Source organism: Sphingopyxis sp. (genome assembly GCF_051861155.1).
GTDB lineage: Bacteria > Pseudomonadota > Alphaproteobacteria > Sphingomonadales > Sphingomonadaceae > Sphingopyxis.
In genome coordinates, this window is the sequence record NZ_JBHYDE010000004.1 from 58,351 (window position 1) to 85,171 (window position 26,821).

The 26,821-nt window shown below is 65.5% G+C and carries 32 protein-coding genes; 16 read left to right on the forward strand and 16 right to left on the reverse strand.

The window, feature by feature from the left end; translation table 11 throughout:
- Genes gspG through ACTIFP_RS08510 form a run of 9 tightly spaced genes read left to right on the forward strand, consistent with a single transcriptional unit; the run spans position 1 to position 6,174 of the window.
- Positions 1-507, forward strand: coding sequence for a type II secretion system major pseudopilin GspG (gene gspG, locus ACTIFP_RS08470; protein ID WP_439568275.1), 507 nt, complete (start codon positions 1-3; stop codon positions 505-507).
- Entirely contained in the window at positions 482-964 is a 483-nt protein-coding gene (locus ACTIFP_RS08475; RefSeq protein ID WP_439568276.1) for a GspH/FimT family pseudopilin, read from the forward strand. Before gspG ends, ACTIFP_RS08475 begins: the two co-directional genes overlap by 26 nt.
- Positions 954-1,331, forward strand: coding sequence for a type II secretion system minor pseudopilin GspI (gspI, locus tag ACTIFP_RS08480; RefSeq protein ID WP_439568277.1), 378 nt, complete (start codon positions 954-956; stop codon positions 1,329-1,331). Before ACTIFP_RS08475 ends, gspI begins: the two co-directional genes overlap by 11 nt.
- A gap of 38 nt (positions 1,332-1,369) precedes the next feature.
- On the forward strand, positions 1,370-2,062 hold the full coding sequence (gene gspJ / locus ACTIFP_RS08485; RefSeq protein ID WP_439568278.1) for a type II secretion system minor pseudopilin GspJ: 693 nt from the start codon (positions 1,370-1,372) through the stop codon (positions 2,060-2,062).
- A complete protein-coding gene (gspK, locus tag ACTIFP_RS08490) occupies positions 2,059-3,066 on the forward strand; it encodes a type II secretion system minor pseudopilin GspK (RefSeq protein ID WP_439568279.1) in 1,008 nt (335 codons plus the stop codon). Before gspJ ends, gspK begins: the two co-directional genes overlap by 4 nt.
- 1 nt (position 3,067) lies before the next feature.
- Positions 3,068-4,213, forward strand: coding sequence for a type II secretion system protein GspL (gspL, locus tag ACTIFP_RS08495; protein ID WP_439568280.1), 1,146 nt, complete (start codon positions 3,068-3,070; stop codon positions 4,211-4,213).
- Positions 4,210-4,692, forward strand: a complete 483-nt coding sequence (gene gspM / locus ACTIFP_RS08500) for a type II secretion system protein GspM (RefSeq protein WP_439568281.1) — start codon at positions 4,210-4,212, stop codon at positions 4,690-4,692. Before gspL ends, gspM begins: the two co-directional genes overlap by 4 nt.
- The gene (gene gspN, locus ACTIFP_RS08505; protein WP_439568282.1) at positions 4,689-5,405 is read left to right on the forward strand and encodes a type II secretion system protein N; all 717 of its coding nucleotides are present in this window, start codon (positions 4,689-4,691) and stop codon (positions 5,403-5,405) included. Before gspM ends, gspN begins: the two co-directional genes overlap by 4 nt.
- A 1-nt stretch (position 5,406) precedes the next feature.
- A complete protein-coding gene (locus ACTIFP_RS08510) occupies positions 5,407-6,174 on the forward strand; it encodes a prepilin peptidase (protein WP_439568283.1) in 768 nt (255 codons plus the stop codon).
- On the opposite strand, the gene pal is transcribed toward ACTIFP_RS08510, so the two are convergent.
- The 16 genes from pal to ACTIFP_RS08590 all read right to left on the reverse strand — a co-directional run bounded on the left by pal (position 6,161) and on the right by ACTIFP_RS08590 (position 17,585).
- Complete coding sequence (pal, locus tag ACTIFP_RS08515; RefSeq protein ID WP_439568284.1) at positions 6,161-6,679, reverse strand: peptidoglycan-associated lipoprotein Pal; 519 nt, start codon at positions 6,677-6,679, stop codon at positions 6,161-6,163. The two genes, ACTIFP_RS08510 and pal, sit on opposite strands and share 14 nt — an antisense overlap.
- Before the next feature lie 106 nt (positions 6,680-6,785).
- Positions 6,786-8,150 (reverse strand): Tol-Pal system beta propeller repeat protein TolB, encoded by a 1,365-nt coding sequence (gene tolB / locus ACTIFP_RS08520; RefSeq protein WP_439568285.1) that lies wholly within the window; start codon positions 8,148-8,150, stop codon positions 6,786-6,788.
- 5 nt (positions 8,151-8,155) lie between these two features.
- On the reverse strand, positions 8,156-8,977 hold the full coding sequence (locus tag ACTIFP_RS08525) for a hypothetical protein (protein WP_439568286.1): 822 nt from the start codon (positions 8,975-8,977) through the stop codon (positions 8,156-8,158).
- Positions 8,978-8,986: 9 nt separating this feature from the next.
- Positions 8,987-9,505, reverse strand: a complete 519-nt coding sequence (gene tolR, locus ACTIFP_RS08530; RefSeq protein ID WP_439568287.1) for a protein TolR — start codon at positions 9,503-9,505, stop codon at positions 8,987-8,989.
- On the reverse strand, positions 9,505-10,203 hold the full coding sequence (tolQ, locus tag ACTIFP_RS08535; RefSeq protein ID WP_439568288.1) for a protein TolQ: 699 nt from the start codon (positions 10,201-10,203) through the stop codon (positions 9,505-9,507). Before tolQ ends, tolR begins: the two co-directional genes overlap by 1 nt.
- On the reverse strand, positions 10,197-10,676 hold the full coding sequence (locus tag ACTIFP_RS08540) for a YbgC/FadM family acyl-CoA thioesterase (RefSeq protein ID WP_439568289.1): 480 nt from the start codon (positions 10,674-10,676) through the stop codon (positions 10,197-10,199). Before ACTIFP_RS08540 ends, tolQ begins: the two co-directional genes overlap by 7 nt.
- 182 nt (positions 10,677-10,858) lie before the next feature.
- Positions 10,859-11,881, reverse strand: a complete 1,023-nt coding sequence (gene ruvB, locus ACTIFP_RS08545) for a Holliday junction branch migration DNA helicase RuvB (RefSeq protein ID WP_439568290.1) — start codon at positions 11,879-11,881, stop codon at positions 10,859-10,861.
- Positions 11,874-12,287, reverse strand: coding sequence for a GFA family protein (locus ACTIFP_RS08550; protein WP_439568291.1), 414 nt, complete (start codon positions 12,285-12,287; stop codon positions 11,874-11,876). The genes ruvB and ACTIFP_RS08550 overlap by 8 nt, the downstream gene beginning before the upstream one ends.
- Positions 12,284-12,970, reverse strand: coding sequence for a hypothetical protein (locus ACTIFP_RS08555; protein ID WP_439568292.1), 687 nt, complete (start codon positions 12,968-12,970; stop codon positions 12,284-12,286). The genes ACTIFP_RS08550 and ACTIFP_RS08555 overlap by 4 nt, the downstream gene beginning before the upstream one ends.
- Positions 12,967-13,566 (reverse strand): Holliday junction branch migration protein RuvA, encoded by a 600-nt coding sequence (gene ruvA, locus ACTIFP_RS08560; RefSeq protein WP_439568293.1) that lies wholly within the window; start codon positions 13,564-13,566, stop codon positions 12,967-12,969. The genes ACTIFP_RS08555 and ruvA overlap by 4 nt, the downstream gene beginning before the upstream one ends.
- An 85-nt stretch (positions 13,567-13,651) precedes the next feature.
- Entirely contained in the window at positions 13,652-14,122 is a 471-nt protein-coding gene (gene ruvC / locus ACTIFP_RS08565; RefSeq protein WP_439568294.1) for a crossover junction endodeoxyribonuclease RuvC, read from the reverse strand.
- Positions 14,123-14,350: 228 nt separating this feature from the next.
- Positions 14,351-15,097 (reverse strand): YebC/PmpR family DNA-binding transcriptional regulator, encoded by a 747-nt coding sequence (locus ACTIFP_RS08570; RefSeq protein ID WP_439568295.1) that lies wholly within the window; start codon positions 15,095-15,097, stop codon positions 14,351-14,353.
- A gap of 68 nt (positions 15,098-15,165) precedes the next feature.
- Positions 15,166-15,483 (reverse strand): heavy metal-binding domain-containing protein, encoded by a 318-nt coding sequence (locus ACTIFP_RS08575; protein WP_439568296.1) that lies wholly within the window; start codon positions 15,481-15,483, stop codon positions 15,166-15,168.
- Positions 15,484-15,515: 32 nt separating this feature from the next.
- Complete coding sequence (locus ACTIFP_RS08580) at positions 15,516-15,758, reverse strand: DUF2312 domain-containing protein (protein ID WP_088441254.1); 243 nt, start codon at positions 15,756-15,758, stop codon at positions 15,516-15,518.
- A gap of 101 nt (positions 15,759-15,859) precedes the next feature.
- On the reverse strand, positions 15,860-17,182 hold the full coding sequence (locus ACTIFP_RS08585) for an amidohydrolase family protein (RefSeq protein WP_439568297.1): 1,323 nt from the start codon (positions 17,180-17,182) through the stop codon (positions 15,860-15,862).
- A 76-nt stretch (positions 17,183-17,258) separates the two neighbouring features.
- Positions 17,259-17,585, reverse strand: coding sequence for a DUF1244 domain-containing protein (locus ACTIFP_RS08590; protein WP_439568298.1), 327 nt, complete (start codon positions 17,583-17,585; stop codon positions 17,259-17,261).
- A gap of 111 nt (positions 17,586-17,696) precedes the next feature.
- Here ACTIFP_RS08590 and pyk point away from each other — a divergent pair, with 111 nt between their 5' ends.
- The 7 genes from pyk (at position 17,697) to ACTIFP_RS08625 (ending at position 26,812) form a co-directional block, all read left to right on the forward strand.
- On the forward strand, positions 17,697-19,151 hold the full coding sequence (pyk, locus tag ACTIFP_RS08595) for a pyruvate kinase (protein WP_439568299.1): 1,455 nt from the start codon (positions 17,697-17,699) through the stop codon (positions 19,149-19,151).
- A gap of 318 nt (positions 19,152-19,469) precedes the next feature.
- Positions 19,470-20,243 (forward strand): arginyltransferase, encoded by a 774-nt coding sequence (locus ACTIFP_RS08600; protein ID WP_439568300.1) that lies wholly within the window; start codon positions 19,470-19,472, stop codon positions 20,241-20,243.
- Positions 20,244-20,546: 303 nt separating this feature from the next.
- Entirely contained in the window at positions 20,547-21,254 is a 708-nt protein-coding gene (locus tag ACTIFP_RS08605; protein ID WP_439568301.1) for a hypothetical protein, read from the forward strand.
- A gap of 4 nt (positions 21,255-21,258) precedes the next feature.
- Positions 21,259-22,116 carry a hypothetical protein gene (locus tag ACTIFP_RS08610; RefSeq protein ID WP_439568302.1) on the forward strand — a complete coding sequence of 286 codons (858 nt, stop codon included), beginning with the start codon at positions 21,259-21,261 and terminating at the stop codon, positions 22,114-22,116.
- A 4-nt stretch (positions 22,117-22,120) separates the two neighbouring features.
- Positions 22,121-23,209 carry a hypothetical protein gene (locus ACTIFP_RS08615; RefSeq protein WP_439568303.1) on the forward strand — a complete coding sequence of 363 codons (1,089 nt, stop codon included), beginning with the start codon at positions 22,121-22,123 and terminating at the stop codon, positions 23,207-23,209.
- A 286-nt stretch (positions 23,210-23,495) separates the two neighbouring features.
- The gene (locus ACTIFP_RS08620; RefSeq protein ID WP_439568304.1) at positions 23,496-25,931 is read left to right on the forward strand and encodes a cyclic nucleotide-binding domain-containing protein; all 2,436 of its coding nucleotides are present in this window, start codon (positions 23,496-23,498) and stop codon (positions 25,929-25,931) included.
- Positions 25,931-26,812 carry a hypothetical protein gene (locus ACTIFP_RS08625; protein WP_439568305.1) on the forward strand — a complete coding sequence of 294 codons (882 nt, stop codon included), beginning with the start codon at positions 25,931-25,933 and terminating at the stop codon, positions 26,810-26,812. Before ACTIFP_RS08620 ends, ACTIFP_RS08625 begins: the two co-directional genes overlap by 1 nt.
- Positions 26,813-26,821: the final 9 nt, after the last annotated feature.

Here is a 26,821-nt window from a genome sequence, read left to right on the forward strand (position 1 = left end):
ATGTCGCTGATGCAGCTTTTCATCCGCCTGATGCTCGACACGTCCTTTTCGGGCGAGGGCCGCCCGCCGGTTCGCCGCCGCCGTAAAAGGGACGAGCGGGGCTTTACCCTGACCGAATTGATGGTCGTGATCTTCATCATCGGGCTGCTCGCCACCGTGGTGATGATCAACGTGCTGCCCAGCCAGGACCGCGCGATGGTGACCAAGGCGCAGGCCGATATTGCGACGCTGGAAACTGCGCTCGAACAATATCGCCTCGACAATCTGACCTATCCGGCATCGACCGACGGGCTGAACGCGCTCAGCACGCCGCCGCCGTCGCTCGCGCAGCCCGAACGCTATCGCCGCGGCGGCTATATCAAGAAATTGCCTGCCGATCCGTGGGGGCGTCCGTATAATTACCAGGCGCCCGGCCCGAACGGGAAGGCGTTCGACGTCTGGTCGCTCGGCGCCGACGGTGCCCCCGGTGGGACCGACGACAATGCGGATATTCGCAGCGAAGGCTAAGGCGCGCGCGGGTCGCGAGGCCAACGGCTTCACCCTCGTCGAACTGATGGTTGTGCTGGCCATCATGGCGCTCGCCGCGACCGCCGTCGTGCTGACCATTCCCGGCGAGGAACGCAGCGTGCGCAGCGAGGCCGACCGGCTTGCGGCGCGGCTGGCGGGTGCGCGCGATATTGCCGTGATCGAGGGGCGCAGCGTCGCGGTGAATTTTGCGCCGTCGGGCTATGGTTTCGAACGCCGGATCGCGGGCGAATGGCAGCCGCTACCCGGCCGCGCCTTTGCCCAGCGCAACTGGCCCGGCGACGTGCGTTTTGTCGCGGGCGACGGGCAGGGCGCGGCACGTATCCTGTTCGACCGCGTCGGGACCAGCCCGACCCCGCAGGCCATCGTGCTGAGCGGGGGCGAGGCGCGCGAAATTGTGCGTGTGTCGGCGACGGGCGAGATCAGCCGTGGCGAATGAGCGCGCCCATCGCGGCGAACGCGGCTTCACCTTGCTGGAAATGCTGGTGGCGCTCAGCGTCATCAGCATCGCGGCGCTGACGCTCGTCCGCCTCGACGCCTTTGCGGTGCGGACGGCGGGCGACCTCGACGAAAGCACCGTTGCGGGGATCGTGGCGCAGAATCGCGCCGTCGAACTATGGACCGACCCGGCGCCGCCGACGATCGGCAATAGTGCGATTGGCGTTGCCAACGCCGGACGCAACTGGCGCGTCGAACAGCGGGTGGCGCGCACCGCCGACGACAGCTTGCTGCGCATCGACCTGATCGTCCGCCCCGAAAGCGGGCGCGGGCAGGCGGCGCTGACGATTATCCGGTCATCGCGATGAAATTTGGTGCTGAGCCCATTTTTCCGTTCGTCCTGAGCTTGTCGAAGGACTGTTCTTTCTTTGCGACGCCGGAGAAGAAGAACGGTGCTTCGACAAGCTCAGCACGAACGGAAGTCGGGGCAGGTCCGAACGGCTTCACCCTCATCGAAATGCTCGTCGCGCTGTCGCTGTTCGCGGCGATCGCGGCGATCGGCGTCGGGCTGCTGCGCAGCAGCGTCGATACGCAGGATGCGGTGCAGACGCGGCTGAAGGCGATGGGCGGGGCCAACCGGCTGCGCGCGGTGATGGCGAACGATCTCGCGCAAGCGGTCCAGCGGTCGACGCGCGGGCCGGCGGGCGAGGCGGTGCCGGCCTTTGTCGGATCGCCCAACGGCTTTGCCTTCGTCCATGGTGGCGCGGCCGCGCTTGACGGATCGCCGCGGCCCGCGGTCGAGCGCGTGGCTTACGCATTGGTTGGCAGCGAGTGGCGGCGCGCGACGCAACCGATGCTCGACGGGACGGCGCTGAATGCGGGCGACCGGCTGCTTGGTGAGGTCGCCGCGGTCGCGATGCGCTATCGCGACGACACCGGCAATTGGGGCGAAAGCTGGAGCTCCGAACCCGGCGACCGCTTGCCGCGTGCGGTCGAGGTACGGGTGTCGCGCCGCGGGCGCGAGGCGTTGACGATGTTGTTTCTCACCGCGCCGACATTGCCGCCACCACCGCCTGCGGCCGAAAATCCCGCGCCATGATCCGCCGCCCCCCGCACGAGCGCGGCGCCGCGCTCCTCACCGTGTTGCTGCTCGTCGCGGTGATGGCCGTGATCGCGGCGACTGCGCTCGACCGGCTGACGCTGGCGACGCGGATCGCGGGCAGCGCGGCCACGGTCGATCAGGGGCGCGCGTACAGCTTTGCCGCCGAGCAGATTGCGCTGCGCCGCGTTGCCGATCTGGTCGGACGCGATCCGGCGCGGCTGACGCTCGCGGGCGGCTGGCTGGGGCGCAATTTCACCTTGCCGCTGCCGGGGGGGGAAGGACGCGCCAAGCTGAGCGATGCGAACAACTGTTTCAACCTCAACAGCCTGGTCGCCGAGACGGTGCCGGGACGGTTCAGTCAGCGGTCGGGGTCGATGCGCCAGTTCGGCGAGCTGATGCTGTTGCTCGGGATCGACGCGGGCGAAGCGCAGGCGATCGCTGGGGCCACCGCAGACTGGATCGACAGCGACAGCAATGACGGGCCGCTCGGCGCCGAGGACAATGTCTATCGATCGCTGCCCGGGGCGTATCTGGCCGCGAACCGCAAGATGGCCGATGTCAGCGAGCTGCGCGCGGTGCGCGGGGTCAGTCCCAAAATCTATGCGCGGCTGAAACCCTGGATTTGCGTGCTGCCGGTGACCGATCCGGTGCGGTTGAACGTCAACACGCTGGCGCCCGAACAGGCGCCGCTGGTCGCGATGTTGCTGCCCGGTGAAATGACGCTGGCAGATGCGCGGGCGGCGCTGGCGGCGCGGCCCGCGGGCGGCTATGGCAGCAGCGTGCGATTCTGGGAGGCGGGACCGCTCGAACGGTTCGATCCGCCGACCGACGTCGCCGAGCAGGCGGGGGTGACCAGCCGCTGGCTGGCGCTGACGACGAATGTGACGATGGGGGACGGGTTTTTGACGGCAGTTTCGCTCATCGATGCCAATGGCGGCGCGCCGTCCGCGGGGCTGGCGGCGCCGGTGATCGTCCGCCGCGACTGGGGCGAGAGCGACTGAGATGAGCCGCACTTTGGTTTTGTGGTTGCCCCCGGTGGCGACGCTGGGCGATGCCGATGCCCCCGATCCGGCGTGGCTGCGCGTCGATGACGGCGTGATCGTCGATTCGGGGCAGGACGACGGCTGGGTCGATGCGTGGGAAAAGCCGCAGGATGACGGCGCCGACGATCGCCTGATTGCCCTCGCCCCCGCTGCCGACGTGCCGCTGCGCTGGCGGCATTATCCCGACGCGGCGCCTGCGCAGGCGGCATCGGCGGCGCGGCTCGACACGTTGAAGGACAGCCTGGGCGACGGCGCCCTCCTGCATATCGTCGCGGGCCAGCCCGCCGAAACGGGGCAGGCGGTTCCGGTCGCGGTCACGACGCACGCGGCGATGACCGGATGGACCGACTGGCTGAAGGCGCGCGACCTGTCGCCGGTGGCGATCATCCCGGCCGCCGCGGCGGTGCCGCCGCCCGAGCCCGACAGCCTGTGGTCGGCCGAGGTGGGCGGCGAACAGATCGTGCGGGCGGTCGATCACGCTTACGCTTCCGATCCCGAACTCGACCCGCTGATCGCGGGCGGCCATGCGATCGCCCCGCTCGATGCCGAACGGATGCGCGAGGCGTTGCTGCTGACGCTCGCCGCGCCGCCGCTCGACCTGCTCAGCGGCGCCTGGAAGCCGAAGCGCAGCTGGTCGCTCGACCCGGCGCTGTTGCGGCTGATCAAGCGGCTGGCGATCGCGCTGCTCGTCGTCAGCCTGTTGATCCCGATCATCCACGCGCTGCGCCTGTCGTCCGACAGCGGCCGCGCCGACGACGCCGTCGTCGCGATGGCGAAAAAGGCCGACGTCACCGCGCCCGACGCCACCGCGGCAGAGGCCGAACTCGATCGGCGGCTCGCGGCGGCTGGCGGCGGCCCGCTGGCGTTTTCGGTTCCCGCGTCGGCGCTGTATGATGCGATGCGCGATGCGCCGGGCGTTGCGCTCAAGACATTGTCGCATCGCACCGACGGAACGCTGACGACGACGCTTACGGCGCCGCGGGTCGAAGATCTCAATGCGGTGCTGCTCGCGCTCCAGGCGCGCGGTTACCGCGTCACCGCGCAGCCGATGGCGGGCAGCGACGGCCAGCAGATGGCGAATATCACGATCCGGGCGGTGCCATGACCGAGCGTTTGAAAAACTGGTGGCTGGGGCTGTCGCAGCGCGAACGCTGGCTGGTCGGGATCGCGGGCGTGCTGGCGCTCGCGGTCATCCTGTGGGGTCTCGGGCGCCCGGCCTATGCCGCGATCGTCGATCTGGAGAGCCGCCACCGCGCCGCCATCGAGCGCGAGGGCCGGGTGGCGGCAAAGGTGCAATTGCTGACGCAGCGCCCGGCGAAATCACTCGCGACAACGGTCGATGCGGTAGCGATCGACCAATATCTGGCGCAATCGGCGGGCGAAATTGGGCTGACGCTCGACCGCAATGAAGCACGTGGGCAAGGGCAGGCGACCATTGCGATCGCCACTGCGCGCGCGCCGGTGCTCACCGACTGGCTGGCGTCGCTCGAGGGGCAGGGCTTTGTCATCGATCAGCTGACGATCACCCCCGCCGCCGACGGCACCGTCGGGTTGACCGCCGAACTGCGAAAGGGCGGCCAATGAGTGCGCGCAGGCGTTGGGGGATTGCGGCGCTGGTGCTGGCGCTGGTCCTGATCATCGTGACCTTTCCGATGCGGCTGGCGCTGGCCTGGTCGGGGGCGACCGACGCCGGGGTGACGGCGCGCGAGGTGCGCGGGCCGATATGGTCGGGCGAACTGGTCGAGGCACGGCTCGGCGCACTGCCGCTCGGCACGGTGCGCGCCAACCTGTCGCCGCTGGCGCTGCTCGGCGGCGATACCGAACTCGCTTTTTCGCGCACCGACCAGCGGCTGGGCGCGCTCGCCGGGCGGCTCCACGGCAGCAACCCGCGCGGCGTTTCCGACGTCAACGGCACGACGTCGATGTCGGGCGGGCTGGGCATGATCCCGGTCGATACGATCCGTTTTGAAGGCGCCACGCTGCGGTTCGATGCGGCCGGGAAATGCACCGGCGCCAGCGGGCGCATCCAGCTGGCGGTGACCGCGCCGATCGCCGGGCTCGACCTGTCGCGCGGGCTGTCGGGGCCGCTGCGGTGCACGAACGGGCGCGCGCAGGCCGTGCTGGCCAGCCAGTCGGGGATGGAGCGGCTGACCCTGTCATTCGACGGCAGCGGCGCTTACCGTGCCCAATTCGCGATCAATGTCGACCGCGATCCGGCGATGGCGGCGGCGCTGGCAGCGCTGGGGTTTCGCGCTGGTGCAGGCGGCTTTGTGCTGGCGACCACGGGCCGCTTCTGACGTGGCCATCCTCGATGCCTTGCCCTTTGGCATGGGCGTCGCTTTTGCCGCGCTGATCGGACTGGTCCTTGGCAGCTTTATCGCCACTTTGGTGTTGCGCTGGCCCGCCGAACGGTCCGTATTCGGGCGCTCGCAATGCGACGGCTGTCGGCAGCCGCTGCGACCGCTAGACCTCGTCCCGCTGGTATCGGCCCTGTGGCTGCGGGGGCGCTGTCGCCGTTGCGGCGCGCCCATTGACCGCTTCCACAGCCATGTCGAACTCGGCGCCGCGCTGATCGGCGGCATTGCGCTGGCGTTGCTGCCCGGAACGACGGGCTGGCTGTGGGCCTTGTTCGGCTGGCTGTTGCTGCCGCTCGCGTTGCTCGATGCGCGGCATTTCTGGCTTCCCGACCGGCTGAGCGCGATACTCGCAGCGGTTGGATTGTTGTTCGCCGGGCCGCTGCTCGGAACGCCGCTGCTCGACCGCTGGATCGGTGCGCTCGCCGGCGGCGGGGCGCTCGCCCTGATCGCCTGGGCCTATCGGCGCGCGCGCGGCGGTGACGGCATGGGCGGCGGCGATCCCAAGCTGGTTGCGGCGATCGGTTGCTGGCTCGGCTGGCAGGCGCTGCCGCTGATGCTGTTGCTCGCCAGCCTGGGCGGCATCGTCTGGGCGCTGCTGCTCCAACGAAAAAGGGACCAGCCGCTCGGTCAGCGGCCGGTCCCCTTCGGTGTCTTTGCCTGCACCGCCGCTTTCGCCGCGGTGCCGCTGTGGCCGCTTATTGCCCGATGACGACCGTCACCGCGCGGCGGTTCTTGGCATAGGCTTCTTCGGTCGACCCGAGTTCGGCGGGGCGTTCCTTGCCATAGCTGATGACGTTGATCCGCGACGGATCGATACCGAGCGAGGCGAGATAGTTTTTCGCGGCATTGGCGCGGCGTTCGCCCAGCGCGATATTATAGTCGCGGGTGCCGCGTTCGTCGGCATGGCCTTCCAGCGTGACGCGCACGGCGGGGTTGCGTTGCAGCCATTGCGACTGGCTTTGCAGCGTCGCCATGTCGGCGCTGTCGACATTATACTGGTCGAAGTCGAAAAAGATCCGGTCGCCTTCGAGGCCAACGCTGGCGAGGAAATCCTCCTGCGATCCCGGGACGACGCCGGTGCCGGTGCCCGCGCCGGTATCGGTGCCGGTGCCTTCGGGAACGGGGGGAAGCGTTTCAGGAGCCTTTTTCGCGCAGGCGCCCACAGCAAGCATGGTGATCGCCGCGATCATCGCGGTGCTTTTGCGTATCGTCATCTTGTCTGTCCTCTTGTTGTTGCTCGGAAATTCTTGCGCGCGCGCCATTTCGCCGCGTGAAAACATGATAGGGGAACCCGAATATCGCTTTTTGGTTCCGCTTTCGTCACGGCAGCACCGGGCCCCAGCTGGGGTCCGATCCATCCTGCGGGGTCGGCAGGCGGCGCAGATTGACGCCGGTCAGGTCGACCTGCCACAGGCTCGACTTGCCCTCGCGCCCCGGGGTTGTGCGGAAAAACTGGATGACGCGGCCGTTCGGCGACCAGGTCGGCGCCTCGTCCTGCCAGCTGTTGGTCAGCATCCGCGCGCCGCCGCCCGACGGGGTCATCACCCCGATGCGGAACTCGCCGCCGCCCATCCGGGTGAAAGCGATCAGGTCACCGCGCGGCGACCATTCGGGGGTCGCGGCGCGCCCGCCGCCAAAGCTGATCCGTTGCTGGTTCGACCCGTCGATGTTCATCGTATAGATTTGCTGGCTGCCCGACCGGTCGCTTTCGAAGACGATCTTGCGCCCGTCGGGTGAGAAGCTGCCGCCGACATCGATGCCGGGGGTGCTGGTCAGCCGCACCGGGGTGCCGCCGTTTGCCGAGATACGATAGATGTCGGTGTTGCCGCCTACGGCCATCGAATAGAGGATCTGCGTGCCGTCGGGCGACCAGCGCGGCGCGAAGGTCGTGTTGCGGCTTTCGGTCACCAGCTTCTGTGACCCGGCGGCGACGTCATAGATGAAGACGCGGACGCGGTCGTTCAGATAGCTGACATAGACGATCTTTTTGTAATCGGGCGAGAAGCGGGGGCTGATCGCCAGCGCCTGGCCGTTGGTGATGAAGCGGTGGTTGCCGCCGTCGCTGTCCATGATCGCGAGCCGTTTGATCCGGTTACCCTTGGGACCGCTCTCGGCAATATAGGCGACGCGGCTGTCGAAAAAGGGCGCCTCGCCCGACAGGCGCGAATAGATGGCGTCGGCGCATTTGTGCGCGGCGCGGCGCCAGTCGCCGGGCTGGATTTCAAACCCCTTGCGCACCAGCTCGCTGCCGAGCGCGGTATCGTACAGATAGCAGCCGACGATCAGGCTGCCGTTCGATCCGGCATCGACGAAACCATGGACGACATTTTCGGCGTTGCGCGCCTGCCAGTCGGCAAAGCGCGGCGCCTGCACCTCGGCGCGGGTGATCGCGCGGACGCCGCTGGGGCCGAAGGGATCGTAGAGGCCGCTGCGTTCCAGGTCGGCGGCGATGACTTCGGCGATCTGGCGGCCAAGACTGTCGGTCCGCAGGCCTGCGACGGTTTGCACCGACGCGGTCGCGAGCGCGGGGATCGCGATGACGGTACGGTCCTGCGACAGCGTCCCTTCGATCGTTTCGCGCGGTTCGGTCGGGACGATCGTGGGCGGGACGGGAGCGGTCTGCGCGACCACCGGCGCGGTGGTCATAAGCAGGGCGAGCGAGAGGCCGATCGGGCGGAGGAACATTGGGCTTACCTCTTGATGAAATCGAGCGTGTAATTCTGCCAGAAGCTGTAATTTTCCTCGGGCAGATCGAAAGGTGCGGCGAGTTCGACGGCGCGTTTGGCGCATTCCTGATGCCGCTGGACCTGGAATTTGTTGCTGTCGTTTTCGCCCGAAGTCGTCACGCTGGTAAAACCAGCGAGCGCGCCCGACTGGTTGAGGCGGAATTTGACGACGGTCTTGAGCTGGTCGACATCGACCCCCGAAATGCGACAACTGTCCCACCGTGGGCGGATCGCCGCCTTGATGCTGACGTCGATCGAGCGCTTGACTTCGGCCGCGGTCGCCGCGGCGGGCGCACCCTTGCTGGCGGGTGTCTTGGGCTGCGATTTGGACAGTCCCTCGGCGATGCCGTCGAGGCGCCCGGTCGGGCGGGCGGGGCGGTTCTTGGCCGGGGGGGCTTTGGGCGCGGCCTTGGGCTGCGCCTTGGCCGCGGCAGGCGGGGTCTGTTTGGGCTGCGCTTTGGGCCGTGCGACCTGCTTCGGGGTCGGCGCAGGCGTCGGGCGGACGATCGGTTCGGGCAGCGGCGGCGCGGGCATCGGTTCGGGCGCGGCGATGTCGGTCATATCCTCTTCGCCCAGCCGCGCCGCGGGCGGGTTTTCGCTGATCACTGGGGCGGTCGACTGCACCGCGGTTTCGGCGATCAGGTCGACCTCCATCGGCGGGTTGTCGAAACGCCGTTCGCCCGCGGTCCACTGCACCGAGAGGAGGCCGATGATGACGACATGCGCCGCCACCGCGATGGCGATGCCGCGTCCTTCCTTCCCCCTCTCTGCCCGTGTTGCGGCCATGATCGAACCCTATTGCCCCGTTTCTGAACCGTCGGTGACCGCGGCGTCGGCGGCGGGCGCGCTGCCGGCGGCGCCCTCGGCGCCCGTGGTCACCAGCGAAATGCGCGTCAGCCCGGCGCGGTTGAGCTCGCCCATCACGCGCATCACGCGGCCATAATCGAGCCCCTTGTCGGCGCGCAGCATGATCTGGCGCGGTTTGTCCGCGCCCTGCCGCTCGCGCGCGATCGCGTCGAGGCGGGCGGGAAGCTCGGCTTCGGGCACCACCTCTTCGCCGATATACAGCGTGTCGTCGGCGTTGATCGACAGCTGCACCGGTTCCTGCTCCTCGGTCTCGACCGGCTTGGCGCGGCTTTCGGGGAGGTCGATGGGGACAGCGGAGGCGAGCAAAGGCGCGGTGATCATGAAGATGATCAGCAGCACCAGCATGACATCGACCAGCGGGGTGACGTTGATGTCGGCGATCGGCGCGCGGCGATGGCCGCGACCGCGCCGTCCGCCGATGCCGCCGGAAGGGCCGGTCATGCCCATCAGGCTTCGACCTCAAGCTCGCGGCTGAAGGTCGCGTGCAGCCCGTCGGCGAAGCGCCCGAGGCGCGATTCGAGGCGGTTCAGGCGCTGCGAAAAGGCGTTGTAGGCGATGACCGCGGGGATCGCGGCGAACAGGCCGATCGCGGTCGCGAACAACGCCTCGGCAATGCCCGGTGCGACGACGTCAAGGCTGCTCTTATTCTGTGCAGCGATCTCGGTGAACGCGCGCATGATGCCCCACACCGTACCAAACAGGCCGACGAAGGGCGAAACTGAACCAATGGTCGCCAGCGTGCTAATTTTTTCGGCGAGCCGGTCAACCTCGCCCGCGACCGCGCTGTTCATCGCAATGCCCAGCCGCTCGCGCGTGCCGTCGCGGTCGATGATCTTGCTCTTGGTCGAACGGCGCCATTCGCTGATCCCAGCGCCCAATACCTTGGCGCTCGGCAATTCCTCGCTGCCGTTCTTGTCGAAAAATTTGTCGATATTGTCGGCGCGCCAGAAATCGCGTTCGAAGTTTTCGGACGCCCGCATCAATTTGGCGACGCTGCGGCCATGGGTGAAGATCACCGCCCAGACGTAGATCGACGCCAGCAACAGCCCGATCATCACCGCCTTCACGATGATATCGGCCTGGAGGAACAGCGCGACGGGGGACAAAGTCGCCGCGTCGGCGGCCAGCGAAATATTGTCTAGCAAGGGATTTTCTCTCCATTCATGATGGCGGTAAAGCGGTCGGCCCAGCCTGCGGGCTGGCGGCGCGGCCGACCTGCGGGCGACAGAAAAGCGGCGGTGACCCGCCCGTCGGTGAGTGTCTCGCCGGTTAACGTGTCAATCCCGCGAAGGATGCGCTGGACGATGATCACGCTGGCGCCGCGCACCGCTTCGACGGTGCTGACGACGAGCAGGTCGTCGTCGAGCCTTGCGGGGCGGCGGTATTTGATCGCCAGGTCGGTGACCGCCCAGCTGCCGTCGCCTGCGTCCATCGCGGCGCGCTGATCGATCCCGGCGATGCGCAGCATGTCCGACCGCGCGCGCTCCATATAGCGCAGATAATTGGCGTGATAGACGATGCCCGACAGGTCGGTGTCCTCGAAATAGACACGCGCCCGATAGTGATGCGCCGCCCCGACAAAGGCGCCGGGGAGGAAGGGGGGCGGGGCGTTTACCATGGGGTTGATCGATAGCCGCCCTTCGACTCGTCGCAAACCCCTGATCAACGGTTCGTCGCAGATGGGGGCCGTTTGGTGGGTATATTATCCGTCGCCCCCGCGAAGGCGGGGGCCGCAATAGGCCTGTTTCGCCGTTGCGGCGTAAACCGACAGCGGCCCCCGCCTTCGCGGGGGCGACGCGATCATTTATCGAACAATCCGTCCTGCGATCCCGCGGGGGGATTGAGCCCGAGGTGTTTCCACGCGCTCGCGTTGAGCATCCGCCCGCGCGCGGTGCGCGCGATCAGGCCGACTTGCAGCAGATAGGGCTCGATCACATCCTCGATCGTGTCGCGCGGTTCGGACAGGCCCGCCGCCATCGTCTCGACCCCGACCGGGCCGCCGCGGTAAATATCGGCGATCATCGTCAGGTAGCGCCGATCCATCGCGTCGAGCCCGAGCGCATCGACCTCCAGCCGGTTGAGCGCGGCGTCGGCGGCTTTGGCGTCGACAATGGCATGGCCCGCAACGGTCGCGAAATCGCGCACCCGGCGCAGCAGCCGCCCGGCGATGCGCGGCGTCCCGCGCGAGCGCTTGGCGATCTCCAGCGCGCCATCGGACGCGATCGGCAGGGCCAGCAGGCGCGCGGCGCGGGTGATGACCTGTTCCAGCTCGCCATGCGTATAGAAATTGAGCCGCACCGGAATCCCGAAGCGGTCGCGCAGCGGCGTCGTCAGCAACCCCTGCCGCGTCGTCGCGCCGACGAGGGTGAATTTGGGCAGGTCGATGCGGACGCTGCGCGCCGACGGCCCTTCACCGATCATGATGTCGAGCGCGCGGTCCTCCATCGCCGGATAGAGGATTTCCTCGACCGCGGGCGACAGCCGGTGGATCTCGTCGATGAACAGCACGTCGCCATCCTCGAGATTGGTGAGCAGCGCGGCAAGGTCGCCCGCCTTCGCGATCACCGGGCCGCTGGTCGAACGGAACCCGACGCCCAGCTCGCGCGCAACGATCTGCGCCAACGTCGTCTTGCCGAGGCCCGGCGGGCCAAAAAAAAGCACATGGTCGAGCGCATCGCCGCGCGCCTTCGCCGCCTCGACGAAGATCCGCAAATTCTCGCGCGCCGCCGCCTGCCCGACGAATTCGGCGAGCGTCTTGGGACGCAGCGCGGCGTCGGCGTCCTCGGGGAGACGAACGGGAGTGGTGAGGGCCGGCTCAGTCATAACGCTCTATTGCCTCGCCGAGGATACAAACCCAAGGTTCCTGACGATCCTCATAGACTGAAAATTGCAACTCGAAGTCATGGCCCGGTTCGAAATTGCCGATCGGCACGGCATAGCTGTCGAGCTCCGGGCGATTGAGGAACCAGAGCGTGGAGCCGCAGTTTTCGCAGAAGTAGAAGTCTGCGATAGTGCCGCTTCCGCCGGGATGCTGGTACAATTTCGCTTCGCCCTCTGTGCGGATATTCTCGGCGGGGAAGCGCGCCTGTGCTGCAAAGGCGCTGCCGCTCCGCGCCTTGCAATTGCGACAGTGGCACACCGACACGCGGATCGGCTCGCCCGAGCAGGCGATGCGGAGCTGGCCGCAGCGGCACGAGGCATGGCGGGTGGGGCTGCTGTGGCCAGTCATGACAGAAGATCGAACTCCGGCAAATTTGAAGTGTCAAGCACAGCAAGTCCATCGGATTCCAAAACGAGAAACTGGTTATCTGAGTAAATGAGAACCCTTTTTATGCCCGGCAAAAGCAAGGCATGGTGCTCAAGTAGCTTCCTGAATGCTTCGTTCCATCGTTCGAGCTTTGCAACATCGTAGGCGGGCAATTTGTTGTCAAGAATTCGCTGGAGGCTACCAGCATGTAGAACGTCGCTGCATTGACCATAGATCGCAGAAATTTCAGCGGCCCGTGCGGGGCGCGAAAGAGGCAATATTTGCTTGGAGCCATCCTCTGCCGCGGCAAAATCCTTTCCAATTGGAATAGGGGTTGGATGTTCGTTCAGCTTACCAGCCTGATTTAACAGATCTTTTGGACGCCATTTGCTTAGATCGCTGACTGCTTCCGCGTCATCGCAATGGTGCGCAAGCACGATGACTAGTGTCAGATACTCGCAAATCTTTCGTAGTTCAAAGCAAGCAAAGTCGCAATTCTTCCAGTTGTTAGGGTGGTCTGGGTGCGCCTTCATTTCGTCGATCGACTCTGTAACTGCGTCGAGTGTTTGTAGGATTTTCCGAATGAAATTAGGATACTCGCCCAGCAAATGGCCTCGGTCCTCCGCGGCTTTAGCGGGCTCGTCCGCGGCAGGAAGATCGGTCACTTTGCCGCCTTCTTCAGAGCCAGCCGGACCAGCGCGTCGAGGCTTGCGCCCACGCCAAGTTCCTCGCTCGCCGCGGCGACCGCGGCGCTGGCTTCGCCGGGTTTGAAGCCGAGGCCGGTGAGCGCGGCGATGGCGTCGCCGAGGGGGCCGGATGTGGCTCCCCGGGTAGGACTCGAACCTGCGATGCCGCCGAGCGCCCCGGCCTTATCCTTCAGCTCATGCGTGATCCGCTGCGCCAGTTTCGGGCCGACGCCATTGGCGCGCGCGATCATCGCGCTGTCGCCGCTCGCGAGGGCGCGTTGCAGATCGGTGATTTCGAGCGCCGAGAGGATCGCGAGCGCGACCTTCGCGCCGACGCCCTGGACGCTGGTGAGCAGGCGGAACCAGTCGCGTTCCTCGGCCTTGGCAAAGCCGAGCAGGCGCAGGAAATCCTCGCCGACCAGCATTTCGGTGTGGATGGTAACGTCGCCGCCGATGGCGCCGAGCGCGTCGAGGGTGCGCGCCGATGCCTCGACCAGATAACCGACGCCGCCGACGTCGATCACGGCATGGCCCGCGCCGCTGGAGTCCAGTCGTCCGGAGAGTTTGGCGATCATGCTGTCGGGTTAGCGCGCACTGATCGTTGCCGCAACAAAAGAGAACAAGACACGAACTTTATCCTCTCCCGACGGGAGAGGGGGATCATCGCGGGCGATGGTTCGCGTGGCAGATCGCGACGGCCAGCGCATCCGCCGCATCCGCCCCGACGACCTTCGCCCCCGGCAACAGCACGCGTAGCATTGCCTGCACCTGTTCCTTCGCCGCGGTGCCAGTGCCGACAATCGCCTTCTTGACCAGCCGCGGCGCATATTCGCCCACCGGCAGTCCGGCGCGCGCGCAGCCGAGCAACACGACGCCGCGGGCGTGCGCGAGCTTCAGCGTCGATTGCGGATTGTCGTTGACGAACACTTCTTCGACCGCGGCGCAGATTGGGGTGTGGTCGGCGATCACCGCCGCGAGCACGGTGTCGAGATGCGCGAGGCGGTCGGGTAGGGGCGCCTTGGCATCGGTCTTGATCTGGCCATTGGCAACATGGCTGATCCGGCTGCCCTCGACACGGATAATGCCCCAGCCGGTGCAGCTGAGCGACGGGTCGAGGCCGAGGATGATCATACCGCTTCCTCTCCCCTTGGGGGAGAGGATAGGGAGGCTTGCCAGCTTGTCTGGCTAGCCGGACTTGGTGAGGGATCGCGGCGGATGCGTACCCTCACCCAGCTGCGACTAGCGGGCAGAGTCCGCAAGTCTGCGCAACCGATGCTGGGTCGTTCGTGCCCCCGGCACGAATTTGAACTGCCCGGGGGGCAGTTCAACCCTGCATCCCCCCAGGGGGAGAGGGATAAATCAACCCAGCTTCTCCATCACCGCGTCGGGGATCTCGTAATTGCCCCATACGGTCTGCACATCGTCGTCGTCGTCGAGCGTGTCGATCAGCTTGAACAGCGACTGCGCGATCGCTTCGTCGGCGACTTCGCTTTTCAAGGTCGGGCGCCACGCCAGCTTGACACCTTCGGCCTCGCCCAGCTTGGCTTCCAATGCTTTCGCCACTTCGTGCAGGCTGTCGACGCTGGTCCAGATGTCGTGGCCGTCTTCGGACGATTCGACATCGTCGGCGCCCGCATCGAGCGCGGCTTCGAACACCGTGTCGGCGTCGCCCGCCTTGGCGGCATAGCTGATCATGCCGAGCCGGTCGAAGCCGTGGCTGACGCTGCCGCTGGTGCCAAGGTTGCCGCCGTTCTTGCTGAATGCGGTGCGCACGTTGGTCGCAGTGCGGTTGCGGTTGTCGGTCAGCGCCTCGACGATCAGCGACACGCCGCCGGGGCCATAGCCTTCGTAGCGGATTTCTTCGTAATTATCGCCTTCGCCGCCCGCGGCCTTGTCGATCGCGCGCTGGATATTGTCCTTGGGCATCGACTGCGCCTTGGCGGCGTTGACCGCGGCGCGCAGCCGCGCGTTGGCGTCGGGATCGGGCAGACCCATCTTCGCCGCAACGGTGACTTCGCGCGCGAGCTTGGAAAACAGCGTGCTGCGCTTTTTGTCCTGCGCACCCTTGCGGTGCATGATGTTCTTGAATTTACTATGGCCGGCCACGGCCTACCTCCATCGAAACGGGAAATGTGCCGCCGCCCTACAGCGGCGGCCCAAAAGAGACAACAGCGTCAGAGAACGACCGCGGTGCCCGACGCGCTGACCATCAGCATCGATCCGTTCTGGCCGAGCACTTCATAATCGAGGTCGACGCCGACCACCGCATTGCCGCCCAGGCGCGCCGCCTCGGCCTCCATCTCGGCGATCGCTTCCTGGCGGGCGCGGGCGAGGACATCCTCATATTTGCCCGATCGGCCGCCGACGATGTCGGTGATCGACGCGAACAGGTCGCGGAACAGGTTGGCGCCGACGATCACCTCGCCGGTGACGATGCCCAGATATTCGCGAACCGGACGGCCTTCGACGGTATTGGTGGTGGTGCTGAACATCGTCACTCTCCTGGGCTGATGAAGGTTGGGGCTCAGTCGATACCGAGCGCCGATTTGTAAACGTCGAGGATCGCTTCCATTTCCTTGCGGTCGTTGACCGGCAATTTGCGCAGGCGAACGATCTGGCGCATGATCTTGGGGTCGTAACCCTGTGATTTCGCTTCGTTATAGGTATCGCGAATGTCGTCGGCGACGCCTTTTTTCTCTTCTTCCATCCGTTCGATGCGCTCGATGAAAAGGCGCAGTTGTTCGTCGGATACGGTGGCTTCGCTCATTTTATGCTCCGGTGATTGGGATGATGCGGCGCGAGAATCGCGGCTGCCGCGTCCCTAAAGCCCTCGCGAATTTTTGGCCATGCTTTCTTGGCCGCGCCGGGTCATTCGGGCGGAAAGGCCTGGCGCTTGCTGTCCAGTTTGTGGACCACACCGCGCCGCATCACGAAATCGACCTTCTCCAGCATCGTGACATCGGTCAGCGGGTCGCCGCCGACGGCGATGATGTCGGCGTCGCGCCCGGGCAGGATCGCGCCGATCGGCCGGTCGAGTTCGGCGGCATTGTCGCTGGTCGCGGCCTTGATCGCCTGCGCCGGGGTCATCCCGGCCTTGACCATCAGCGCAAATTCTTTGGCATTGTCGCCGTGCGGCGCGACGCCCGAGTCCGTACCGAAAAGGATGCGGACATTGCCCTTGATCGCACGCGCCATACTGGCGGCATGGGCGGCGGCGGCTTCTTCGGCCTTGGCGAGCTGCGGGGCGGGCGCATCGCCGCGGCGTGCCTGCGCCAGCGCGGCGATCGGCGCGACCGCGGTCGGTACCAGCGCCGCATTGGCGGCCTTGAACAGCTTGACGGTTTCATCGTCGATGAAGCTGCCATGTTCGATCGAATCGACCCCGGCGCGCAGCGCCGCATCGATGCCCTCCTTGCCATGCGCATGCGCGGTTACCTTGCGGCCAAAGCTGTGCGCCGTGTCGACGACCGATTTCATCTCAGCATCGGACATCTGCTTGCCCAGCCCGCCGGCCACGTTCGAGCGTACCCCGCCGGTCGCCGCGAACTTGATGACTTCGGCGCCGATCGAGATCTGGGCGCGCACGGCGCTGGCGCAGCCGTCAGGGCCGTCACAGACATTGGTGCGCTCCGCCGCAACCGCGTGGGTCAGGGTGCGGTTCAGCCCATTGACCCCGCCATGGCCGCCGGTCACCGAAATCATCGTCCCGGCAGGAATGACGGTGGGTCCGACGATCACGCCATTGTTGATCGCGTCGCGCAGCGTGGTTGTGGTCCGCCCATCGCCGCCCAGATCGCGCACGGTGGTAAAGCCCGCTTCCAGCGTGCGGCGCGCGTTCCCCTGCGCGATGATGAAAACATCCTCGACGTCGCGCCCGGATGATTCGAGGCGGCTGCGCAGCAGATTGTCGTCGCTCGAGATATGGACGTGCATGTCGATCAGGCCGGGCAGGACAAAGGCGGTCCTCAGATCGACGATCTTCGCGCCGTCTTCGGGCGGGGCAAAGCCGTCGCGCACTTCGGCAATTTTGCCGTCGCGGACGATGATTGTCGACGGCCCGCGCGGTTCGCGTCCGGGCTGGTCGAGCAGGCGGCCGGCGTGGATATAGGTTGCGCTGGACGTTTGTGCGGCGATTGGGCCGCTGGCCATCAGGGCGGTACCCAGCATCGCGGCCGTCAAGATCATGCGCATCGCCCTATTCTCCCCAATCGCCGCGTCGGTGCGGCAAGCGCCACGTTCATGTCGCGAAAGCCGCACCGGAGCAAGATCAGCCGTGCGGGTTCCTGGCCATGCTGGCCTCCATCCGCGCGAGCTGTTCGGGGGTGGCGGCGGTATGATGCAGCGCCTTCCAGTCGGTGGTCGGCATGCCGTGGACAATCGTCCGGCCCATCTCCTTGTCCATGCCGCCTGCCTCGGCGATCCAGTCGCCCAGGCAGTTGCGGCAAAAACCGGCGAGCCCCATCAGGTCGATGTTTGCCGCGTCGCTGCGATGCTGGAGCAGCCGCACGAGGCGGCGGAAGGCGGCGGCCGCCACCGCATCGTCGAGGCTGTCGAGCGCGTCGGCGGTTCTGATTTGGTCGTCGCTACAGGACATGCTTGCTCCTCGGGAATGATTGCATAGCTATACGGTGGTTGCCTTCGCCGCGGCAAGGCGGCATTGCCCTAGCGTCCCCGACCTAACTTCCCCACGTCATTCGGAGCATTTGTGGCCCAGAGCTTTACCCCACGCCAGCGCAAGGTCCGCATTCTGGCGACCCTTGGCCCCGCAAGCGCCAATCCCGAAATGATCGCGGCGCTGCACCGCGCCGGCGCCGACGCCTTTCGCGTCAATATGAGCCATGGCGACCATGCGGGTCATGCCAGGGTGATCGCCGCGATCCGCGCGCTGGAAAAGGAAACCGGGCGTCCGACGACAATCCTGGTCGACTTGCAGGGGCCGAAACTGCGCGTCGGGACGTTCGCCGATGGCCCGGTCGAGCTGGTCAAGGGCGCGCCTTTTGCGCTCGACACCGACAAGGCGCCGGGCGACGCGACGCGCGTCCACCTGCCGCATCCCGAATTGTTCGCGGCGCTGGAGGCGGATACCCGGCTGTTGATCGACGACGGCAAGCTGGTGCTGCGCGTGCAGGCGGTGTCGCCGACGCGGATTGACACGGTGGTCGAGGTCGGCGGCAAGATTTCGGATCGCAAGGGGGTCAATGTCCCCGACGTCGTCGTGCCGCTCGCAGCGCTGACCGAAAAGGATCGCAAGGATCTGACCTTCGCGCTCGAACAGCATGTCGACTGGATCGCGCTGTCGTTCGTCCAGCGGCCCGAGGACGTCGCCGAGGCGCGGACGCTGATCGGCGGCAAGGCGGCGTTGCTGGTGAAGTTCGAAAAGCCGTCGGGGGTGCAGCGGATCGAGGAGATTCTCGAGCTCGCCGACGCCGCGATGGTCGCGCGCGGCGACCTGGGGGTCGAATTGCCGCCCGAAGCGGTGCCGCCGCTGCAGAAGCGCATCGTCGCCACCGCGCGGCGCATGGGCAAGCCGGTGGTTGTCGCCACCCAGATGCTCGAATCGATGATCGTTTCGCCCTCGCCGACGCGCGCCGAGGTGTCCGACGTTGCGACCGCGATCTACGACGGCGCCGATGCGATCATGCTGTCGGCTGAAACCGCTGCGGGCGCTTGGCCGATCGAGGCGGTGACGATGATGGACAGCATCGCGCGCTCGGTCGAAAGCGACCCCGATTATTTCCGCCGCCTGCATTTCACCGAGACGCAGCCCGACGCGACGACCGCCGACGCGCTGGCCGAGGCCGCGGGCGGGATCATCGGCACGATCGCCGCCGATGCGATCATCTGTTTCACCGCGTCGGGATCGACCGCGCGCCGCGTCGCGCGCGAGCGGCCGAACGCGCCGTTGCTGGTGCTGACCCCGAAAAGGGAAGCGGCGCGGCGGCTCGGGCTGCTGTGGGGCGCGCACGCGGTGCCGACCAAGGACATCGGCAGTTTTGAAGAGATGATCGCCAAGGGCAAGCGCATGGCGCTGCGCCACGGCATCGGCAAGGCCGGCGCCAAGCTGGTGATGATGGCTGGGGTACCGTTCGGCACCCCGGGATCGACCAACGTGCTGCACGTCGCGACGCTGACCGGCGACGAACTGCGCGGCTATAGCTGAGCGAAATGCGAAACCGCGATCATCAATAATAAGCCGTCGCCCCCGCGAAGGCGGGGGCCGCTTTCGTCATTGCCCCTTCGTCGCTTCGTAAACCTCCAGCGGCCCCCGCCTGCGCGGGGGCGACGATGTATCTTTGATTCAAATCGGCACAATCCTTACCGCGCGATTCAGATAATTTTTGACCTGATTCAGATCGGGACGTTCCAAAATGGTAAACGGGCTTTGCACCATTGACGCCGCGCGGCATAGTTGGTGGATAGTGCGCGTCGGACCCGCGTCGGGGGGGCTCCGCATCGCATATCTGGAGGTTCAAGCCGCGTGTCCGCACCGTTCCGTTTTCCGCGCTTTTTCGTCACCAGCCCGGCGCCGTGCCCCTATCTGGCGGGGAAGACCGAGCGCAAGGTGTTCACCGAGCTTAGCGGCAATACGGCGAACGAGCTGAACGATGCGCTCGGCCGCATCGGGTTCCGCCGCAGCCAGTCGGTCGCCTATCGCCCGAGCTGCGCCGATTGTTCGGCGTGCGTGTCGGTGCGCGTGTGCGCCAGCGAATTCACCCCCAGCAGCTCGCAGAAGCGCAACCTGCGCCGCAACGGCGACCTGGTCGCCACCGCGTGCAAGCCGTGGGCCACCGAGGAACAATATGCACTGCTGCGCGCCTATCTCGGCTCGCGCCACCCCAATGGCGGCATGGCCGACATGGATGAGCAGGATTTCGCCGACATGGTCGAACAGACCCCGGTCGACAGCTATATGATCGAATATCGCGAGCCGACGACCGACGGCAGCAAGGGCCGGCTGATCGGCTGTTGCCTGACCGACCGCCAAGGCGACGGACTGTCGATGATCTACAGCTTCTTCGACGCCGCGCATCCGCTGCGCGAGGGGCTGGGCACCTATATCATCGCCGATCATGTCCAGCGCGCCGCGCGCGCCGGGCTGCCCTATGTCTATCTGGGTTACTGGATCGAAGGGTCGGCGCGCATGGCGTACAAGGCACGCTTCCGCCCGATCGAGCGCCTTGGCCCCGATGGCTGGTCGCGGTTCGAGCCGGCCGCGTCGACCGGTCTTGCAGCGATGTTCGAACTCGCCTGACCCGTCGCCGTCCGCGGCGGCGTACTAGTTGTGATTTTCGTCACAGTGGCTGCCACACGAGCGGCTACGGTCGGTCGCATGGACTGCAACCGGACATCATATCGCACTGGCTTTTCACATTATTTTGCTGTGCCCGGCGCTATTGACCCGGGTCATGTGAACCGATGACCCGCGATCCGGAGGCCATTAGAGCTATGGCTGGCGAAGTTTCGTTCGCGGCTCGGCAACGGACGATAAATGGATCGCGGCTGGGATGATTTCGGAGTGACCATGAAATATTGTTTTCGACCTGCGCTGCTTGGCGTGGCGACCGTTTTGGCGCTCCAGCTTACTGCGCCCGCGCAGGCGTGCACCGACTTGCCCAACATCTGTGCCCAGCAGCAGGCGCTGGAGGATATGGCGGGGCCGCCGCCGAAATCGACCGGCGTCGATGGCGAGCCGGCATCGCCCTATTTCGATCCCGTCGCTTCGCGCCTTTCGGAAGTCGGCAGCCTTGCCGAGCTTATCAGGACGAAAGGCAAGAAATACGAGGAGAAGATGAAAGACCCCAAATTTGCGGCCTTCGTCGAACGGTTCGACAAGGGCGGGTGGGAGATGCTCCCCACGCAAGCCGGTGCAAAACCGGGGGAATATTGCGGTGCCTTTTACATGAAGGGCAATTGGGTCATTTTGATTTCCGGGCCCGGCGGCGATTACAAGGGCGCCATGCTGATCTTCTGGAAAGACGGCATTCCGACGCCGGGGACGATGAAGAAGGTCAGGGTCACATTGGATCAGGGCGACGGGTCGCCGCAGACCGTCCAGGTGTTCAACCAGAAAATGCCCGGCTTTGCCCTAGGCTCCTTCGCGTTTGCAGTTCCGTCGGTCGAGGATCTGCTGACGGGGATGGAAGATGAGGCGGTCTTCACCATCGAACAGGAGGGCTATGGCAGCGCGAGGTTCGAATGGCATGACGGCCTGACCGCGCGCAAGGATATGGAACAATGTTTGAGCGCCGGGGGCAAGATTTAGTCCGATGACCGATTTGTTTGTTCACGCCGACGCGCCGGATCGTCTGGCCGCCACGATAAAGCGGCGCCGTGATATGGCTCTTTCCCCAACGCTTTGCGACGGAATCGTCGCAAGTTGGAAACGATATGGCGTCGCTGGGCGCGTGTTTGGTATCGGCCTTTTCGCGGCGCTTAGCGGCATGTCGAGCCCCGCGCTGGCGTGTGCCGACCTGCCCCATGTGTGCGCGCAGAAAAAGGCGCTGGAGGATATGGCTGCGCCGCCGCCGAAGCCGGTCGGCGCCGACGGCGAAGAGGCGCCGCCCTATTTCGATGGCGCGGCTTCGCGGATCTCCGCGGCCGGAAATTTGGCCGAGTTCATCAAGACGAAAAGCAAAAAAGAGTTCGAAGAGAAAATGAAGGATCCGAAATTTGCTGCCTTCGTCGAACGGTATAATAAAGGGGGATGGGAGTTTTTTCCATCGCCTCCCGATTCAAATCCAGGGGAATATTGCAGCGCCTTTTATATAAAGCGCTCCCAGTTCATTCTAATTGTCGGGCCGGGACCCGATTTAAAGGGTGGCTTGGTGCTGTACCTGGACGACGGGATCCCGAAGCCGAGAACGATGAAGCCGGTGGAGATCACATTTGATCAAGGCGACGGATCACCGCAGACGGTGACTGCGCGCAACCAGAAACTGCCCGGCGGGGACATGGGTTTCTTCGCTTTGACGATTCCGTCGATCGAAAATCTGCTGACGGGAATGGAAGACGAGGCGGTCTTCACCATCAAGACGCCGGGCTATCTGGGTACGTTCGAATGGAACGATGGCCTGACCGCTCGCAAGGAACTCGAAAAATGCATGAGTGCCGGCGGCCGGACCTAGCCGCATGACCACGATATTTGTTCACCCCGATGCGGCCGGTCATATGGCCGCCACAATGAAGCGGAGTTTCGATATGGCTGTTTCCCATGTGCTGCGCCACGGAATTGTCGCAAGCTGGATTCGGTACAGCACCGTGAGGCGCGCCCTCGGCATCGGCGTTTTCGCGGCGCTTGGCAGCCTGTCGAGCCCCGCGCTGGCCTGCTCCGATCTGGCCAATATTTGCCAGATGAACCAGCAGCATCATCAAAATATGCAGGATTACGGCCGGCAGGCGGCGGAGTCCTACGCGGGGTGGAGCTCCAGCCAATATGACGAGCCGGAATCCCCCCGCGCCCCCCCGCCGCCGCCATCCTTCCCTGCCTTCATGGCGATCGCAACGCATGTCGATACCTCGGCAGTCTGGATCACCCGTGCGCATTGGAAGCAAAAGCCGGCCGAGCAGCATGTGCTGAGCGCCTGTAACGCGGCCATGGGCGGGGGCTGTACCCTCGGGGGCTCAGCCGACAGCTGGGGTACGCTCGTTGTCGTCTATGACGCGATGGGCATACCCTGGACAAAGGCTGTTCCCGAGATCGACAACGACTATAACCGCCAGCAAGCTAAAAATGTCGGCTTGCGGCTTTGCAACGCCAACTCCTTTGGCTGTTATCAGTCGTTCCATTTTCCCGGCACCTTCATCCACTATGATGCCGACCCGGATGCCGACTATTCGAAAGATATCTTTCCGAACTACACCGTGCGACGGCATCACTGGGTCATGGTCGCGCGGCCGGATAATGCGCCGCCGGCGTTCAAGTCGAAAAGCTGGCTGGTCAGCGGCAAGCAGGGCGCCGACGCGGTCCGCAAAGAAGTTCTCGACCGCTGCCGCGCCGATACCAAATTGCCGTGCAGCATCAGCTCGTTTGCCGCGAACGGGATGCTGGCGCATTATGTCAACGCCAAGGGTGAAAGCCGCTGGATCAGCGCCAGCGGCGACCGAATGCTGGAGCAGCGCCTGTATCGCGCATGCCAGGGCGCAGAAAAGCCGTGCCGGGTGGTTGCGAAATATGATGCGGTGACGCCGCGCCTGCAGACCGTCGATGACGCCGGATGACGATCACCCGCTGATTGCGATGCGCCGCGATCGAAATCGGGCGCCAGGGCCCGCCGCACCAGTGCCCCTGCCGATGGACCCGCCGCGCAACGATTGTCCGCCGCTACCGGTTGACCTTTCCCCGCTTTCAAGGGCATAGCTTTTCATCCAGGACATTAGTCCGGGTCGCATCCGTTATGAGTTCGCCGGGGGGCTGGCGAGAGGGGGAAGGGATGCCCGTGCGCGCGTTCGTAAGCATCACGGCCAGCGACTGGATGCGCGGCATTTGCCGCCCGCTGCCGCGCCCATGAGCGAGCCGGTCAAGGTCGCGATCATCGGGTCGGGGCCGGCGGGGCTGAGCGCCGCATCGCGCGCCGCGCAGCTCGGGCTCAGCCACATCTTGCTCGAAAAGACCGACCATCTGTCGGACACGATCTTCAAATATCAAAAGGGCAAGCGCGTGCTGGCGACGCCCGAGCGGCTCGACCTGCGCTCCGACTGCCGCTTTGCCGAAGGCGCGCGCGAATATATCCTTGGCAATTGGGACGAGGATGCCGCGAACAACAAGGTGAATGTCGCCTATCACGCCGAGGTTGCCGAAGTGACCGGCGAAAAAGGTGCGTTCGCGATCAGGACCGCGAAGGGCGACGTCTTTCACGCCGAGAATATTGTGCTGGCGATCGGCACCCAGGGCAATCCGAACCGGATGCGCTGCGAGGGCGCCGACCTGCCGCACATCATCTATCAGGTCGACGATCCCGAGGATTTCAAGGACAAGCATATCACCGTCGTCGGATCGGGCGACGCGGGGATCGAAAATGCGCTGGGTGTCGCCGAGGAAGCGCTGGAAAACACCGTCACCATCCTCAACCGGTCGAAGGATTTTGCCCGCGCCAAGGCGAAGAATGTCGCCGATATGACCGAAGCGGGCGAAAATGGCTTTATGTCGATCCGCACCGAAACCCAGCCGAAGCTGGTCGAGGCCGGGTGGCTGACGCTGGAAACCCCGACGGGTGAGGAAAAGATCGAATGCGACGTGATCGTCGCGCGGCTGGGGTCGGTGGCGCCGCGCGGTTTCGTCGAATCGATGGGGATCGAGTTTACCGGCCCCGACCGCGAAGCCTTTCCTAAATTGTCGCCGACGTTCGAGACGACGGTGCCCGGCCTCTACGTCATCGGTGCGCTCGCGGGCTATCCGCTGATCAAGCATTGCATGAACCAGGGCTATGACGTCGTCGAATTCATCAACGGCAATCAGGCGCTGACCCCCGCCGACGAAAAGGATCTGGCGGCGATCTTTGCGGGGTTGCCACAGCAGAAATCGGTCAGCGAATGGCTCGACTATCTGCGCACCCGCATCCGCATCTTCGCCGATGTCTCGCCGCTGCAGATGCGCGAGTTCATGCTCGATTCGAAGGTCGCCTTTTACGCCAAGGGCGACGTCGTGTTCGAAAAGGGCGAACCGGGGTCGTCGCTGTTTGCGATCGCCGACGGCCATGCGGTGGTCGAAGTCGGCCCCGAAATTAATGTGCCGATCGAACAGGGATCGATTTTCGGCGAGGTCGGGCTGATTTCGGGGCGCAAGCGCGGCGCGACGATCCGCGCGGGTGAGGATGCGATCTTTGTCGAGGTGTCGCGCACCGCGGCGCTGAAGCTGATGGCAGCGGTGCCGGGCGCCAAACGCGTCATCAACCGCATCTCGCTCGAACGCCAGCTGCTCCAGATTTTCAAGGGCGGGCTGACGGTCGAGGATCTCCAGCCGATCGTCGAGGATCCGGCGATCGAACGCTTTCCGGCGGGGAAAGTCGTGCTGGCTGAGGGCGATGCGGGTGACGATGTCTATGTCATCCGGTCGGGATCGATGGTGGTCGAAAAGGACATCGGCGGCAAACCGATCTTCCTCCGCTACCTGCCTGCGGGCAGCTTTTTCGGCGAAATGGCGGTGCTCAGCGGCGAGCCGCGCAACGCCACGGTCAAGGCCGCGGTCGCCAGTGAAGTGATCCGGATGAAGGGGCAGCAGTTCAAGGACATGCTGGCGGCGCGGCCGCAGGTGCGCGCCGCGACCGAGGCGGCGGTCGCCGAGCGCGCGGCGATGAACGACTTCATCGAATCGCGCAAGGCGAGCTATTCGAGCGCGGTCGACCTCTATTCGGACACCGCGACTTTCATCATGAAAGAAGGGCTGGGCGAGGCGACCGACGCGCTGCTGATCGACGAGAATCTGTGCGTCGGGTGCGACAATTGCGAAAAGGCCTGCGCCGACAGCCATGAAGGGCTGTCGCGGCTCGACCGCGAGGCGGGCAAGACTTTCGCGCATCTGCACGTGCCGACCAGTTGCCGCCACTGCGAGCATCCGCACTGCATGGCCGACTGCCCGCCGAACGTGATCCACCGCGGCCCCGATGGCGAGGTGTTCATGGAGCCGGGCTGCATCGGCTGCGGCAATTGCATGCGTAACTGCCCCTATGGCGTGATCCGCATGGAGGCGGCGCCGCCGCAAAAGCCGAGCCTGCTGCGCTGGCTGCTCACCGGTTTTGGGCCGGGGCCGGGCGAACCGTCGCCCAAATGGACCAAGAAGCAATTGGGCGACGAGAAGCCCAAGAAGATCGCGGTCAAATGCGACATGTGCAAGGGCATCGCTGGCGGCCCGGCGTGCGTTCGCGCCTGTCCGACGGGGGCTGCGATCCGCGTGTCGCCCGAGGAGTTTCTGTCGATCGCGCGGCTCGAAGAGGATGCCGGCTGATGGCGAGCCTGTTTCAGCGCCGCCGCAACAAGGCCACCCAGACCGAGCGGGTGCGCGAGCGCAAGCATGAGGGGTTCCTGCGCTACGCGGGCTTTCGCTGGGCAAAGATTTCGGGCGGGCTGTGCCTGCTGATCATCATCTCCTACGCGATGGTCGATGTCACGCCGCGGCACAATGGCGGCAGCTGGTACGGCTATACGCTCGGCACGATCGGCGCCGCGCTGATCCTGTGGCTCACCGCCCTGGGCTATCGCAAGCGCAAGATGACCAGCGATTATTGGTCGCTGAAAGCCTGGACCTCGGCGCATGTCTATCTCGGGCTCAGCCTGATCGTTATCGGCACCTGGCACACCGGGTTCCAGCTCGGCTGGAACGTCCACACGCTGGCGTGGGCGCTGATGATGCTGGTCATCCTGTCGGGGCTGTACGGGGTGATCGTCTATGCGACCTTGCCCGCCGCGCTGTCGAACAACCGCGACGAAATGACGCAGATGCAGATGCTGGAGGCGATCCGCGCGTTCGACCGGCAGCTTCATACCGCCGCGCAGCCGCTGACCCCAGCCGATACCGCGCCGGTGCTGGCGGCACTCGACGAAGACCCGTTCGCGGGCGGGGTCGCAGCGCGCTTGTCGGGACGCTATCCGAACTGCGCCACCGCGGCGGCGCTGCGCACTTTGGCGGCGTCGCACAGCAGCGATGCGGCGGCGCGCGACAAGGTTGTCGGGTTGCTGAAGCAGAAGGTCGCGGCACTGGCGCGGCTGCGCGCGCATCTGCGGCTGCGCGCGCTGCTCGAAATCTGGCTCCATGTGCATGTGCCGCTGACCTTCGCGCTGATCGCGGCGCTGTCGGCGCACATCATCAGCGTGTTCTTTTACTGGTGAGGCGGGGAC

Coding starts and splice junctions, on each gene's coding strand:
- gspM (WP_439568281.1), top strand. CDS start 4,210: ATGACCGAGCGTTTGAAAAACTGGTGGCTGGGGCTGTCGCAGCGCGAA.
- ACTIFP_RS08475 (WP_439568276.1), top strand. CDS start 482: ATGCGGATATTCGCAGCGAAGGCTAAGGCGCGCGCGGGTCGCGAGGCC.
- ruvB (WP_439568290.1), bottom strand. CDS start 11,881: ATGACTGAGCCGGCCCTCACCACTCCCGTTCGTCTCCCCGAGGACGCC.
- ACTIFP_RS08585 (WP_439568297.1), bottom strand. CDS start 17,182: ATGCGCATGATCTTGACGGCCGCGATGCTGGGTACCGCCCTGATGGCC.
- ACTIFP_RS08615 (WP_439568303.1), top strand. CDS start 22,121: ATGACCACGATATTTGTTCACCCCGATGCGGCCGGTCATATGGCCGCC.
- ACTIFP_RS08580 (WP_088441254.1), bottom strand. CDS start 15,758: ATGAGCGAAGCCACCGTATCCGACGAACAACTGCGCCTTTTCATCGAG.
- ACTIFP_RS08610 (WP_439568302.1), top strand. CDS start 21,259: ATGACCGATTTGTTTGTTCACGCCGACGCGCCGGATCGTCTGGCCGCC.
- ACTIFP_RS08525 (WP_439568286.1), bottom strand. CDS start 8,977: ATGGCCGCAACACGGGCAGAGAGGGGGAAGGAAGGACGCGGCATCGCC.
- ACTIFP_RS08625 (WP_439568305.1), top strand. CDS start 25,931: ATGGCGAGCCTGTTTCAGCGCCGCCGCAACAAGGCCACCCAGACCGAG.
- ACTIFP_RS08575 (WP_439568296.1), bottom strand. CDS start 15,483: ATGTTCAGCACCACCACCAATACCGTCGAAGGCCGTCCGGTTCGCGAA.
- gspN (WP_439568282.1), top strand. CDS start 4,689: ATGAGTGCGCGCAGGCGTTGGGGGATTGCGGCGCTGGTGCTGGCGCTG.
- gspG (WP_439568275.1), top strand. CDS start 1: ATGTCGCTGATGCAGCTTTTCATCCGCCTGATGCTCGACACGTCCTTT.
- tolR (WP_439568287.1), bottom strand. CDS start 9,505: ATGGGCATGACCGGCCCTTCCGGCGGCATCGGCGGACGGCGCGGTCGC.
- ruvC (WP_439568294.1), bottom strand. CDS start 14,122: ATGATCATCCTCGGCCTCGACCCGTCGCTCAGCTGCACCGGCTGGGGC.
- ACTIFP_RS08590 (WP_439568298.1), bottom strand. CDS start 17,585: ATGTCCTGTAGCGACGACCAAATCAGAACCGCCGACGCGCTCGACAGC.
- ruvA (WP_439568293.1), bottom strand. CDS start 13,566: ATGATCGCCAAACTCTCCGGACGACTGGACTCCAGCGGCGCGGGCCAT.
- ACTIFP_RS08550 (WP_439568291.1), bottom strand. CDS start 12,287: ATGACTGGCCACAGCAGCCCCACCCGCCATGCCTCGTGCCGCTGCGGC.
- pal (WP_439568284.1), bottom strand. CDS start 6,679: ATGACGATACGCAAAAGCACCGCGATGATCGCGGCGATCACCATGCTT.
- gspK (WP_439568279.1), top strand. CDS start 2,059: ATGATCCGCCGCCCCCCGCACGAGCGCGGCGCCGCGCTCCTCACCGTG.
- ACTIFP_RS08620 (WP_439568304.1), top strand. CDS start 23,496: ATGAGCGAGCCGGTCAAGGTCGCGATCATCGGGTCGGGGCCGGCGGGG.
- gspL (WP_439568280.1), top strand. CDS start 3,068: ATGAGCCGCACTTTGGTTTTGTGGTTGCCCCCGGTGGCGACGCTGGGC.
- tolB (WP_439568285.1), bottom strand. CDS start 8,150: ATGTTCCTCCGCCCGATCGGCCTCTCGCTCGCCCTGCTTATGACCACC.
- ACTIFP_RS08540 (WP_439568289.1), bottom strand. CDS start 10,676: ATGGTAAACGCCCCGCCCCCCTTCCTCCCCGGCGCCTTTGTCGGGGCG.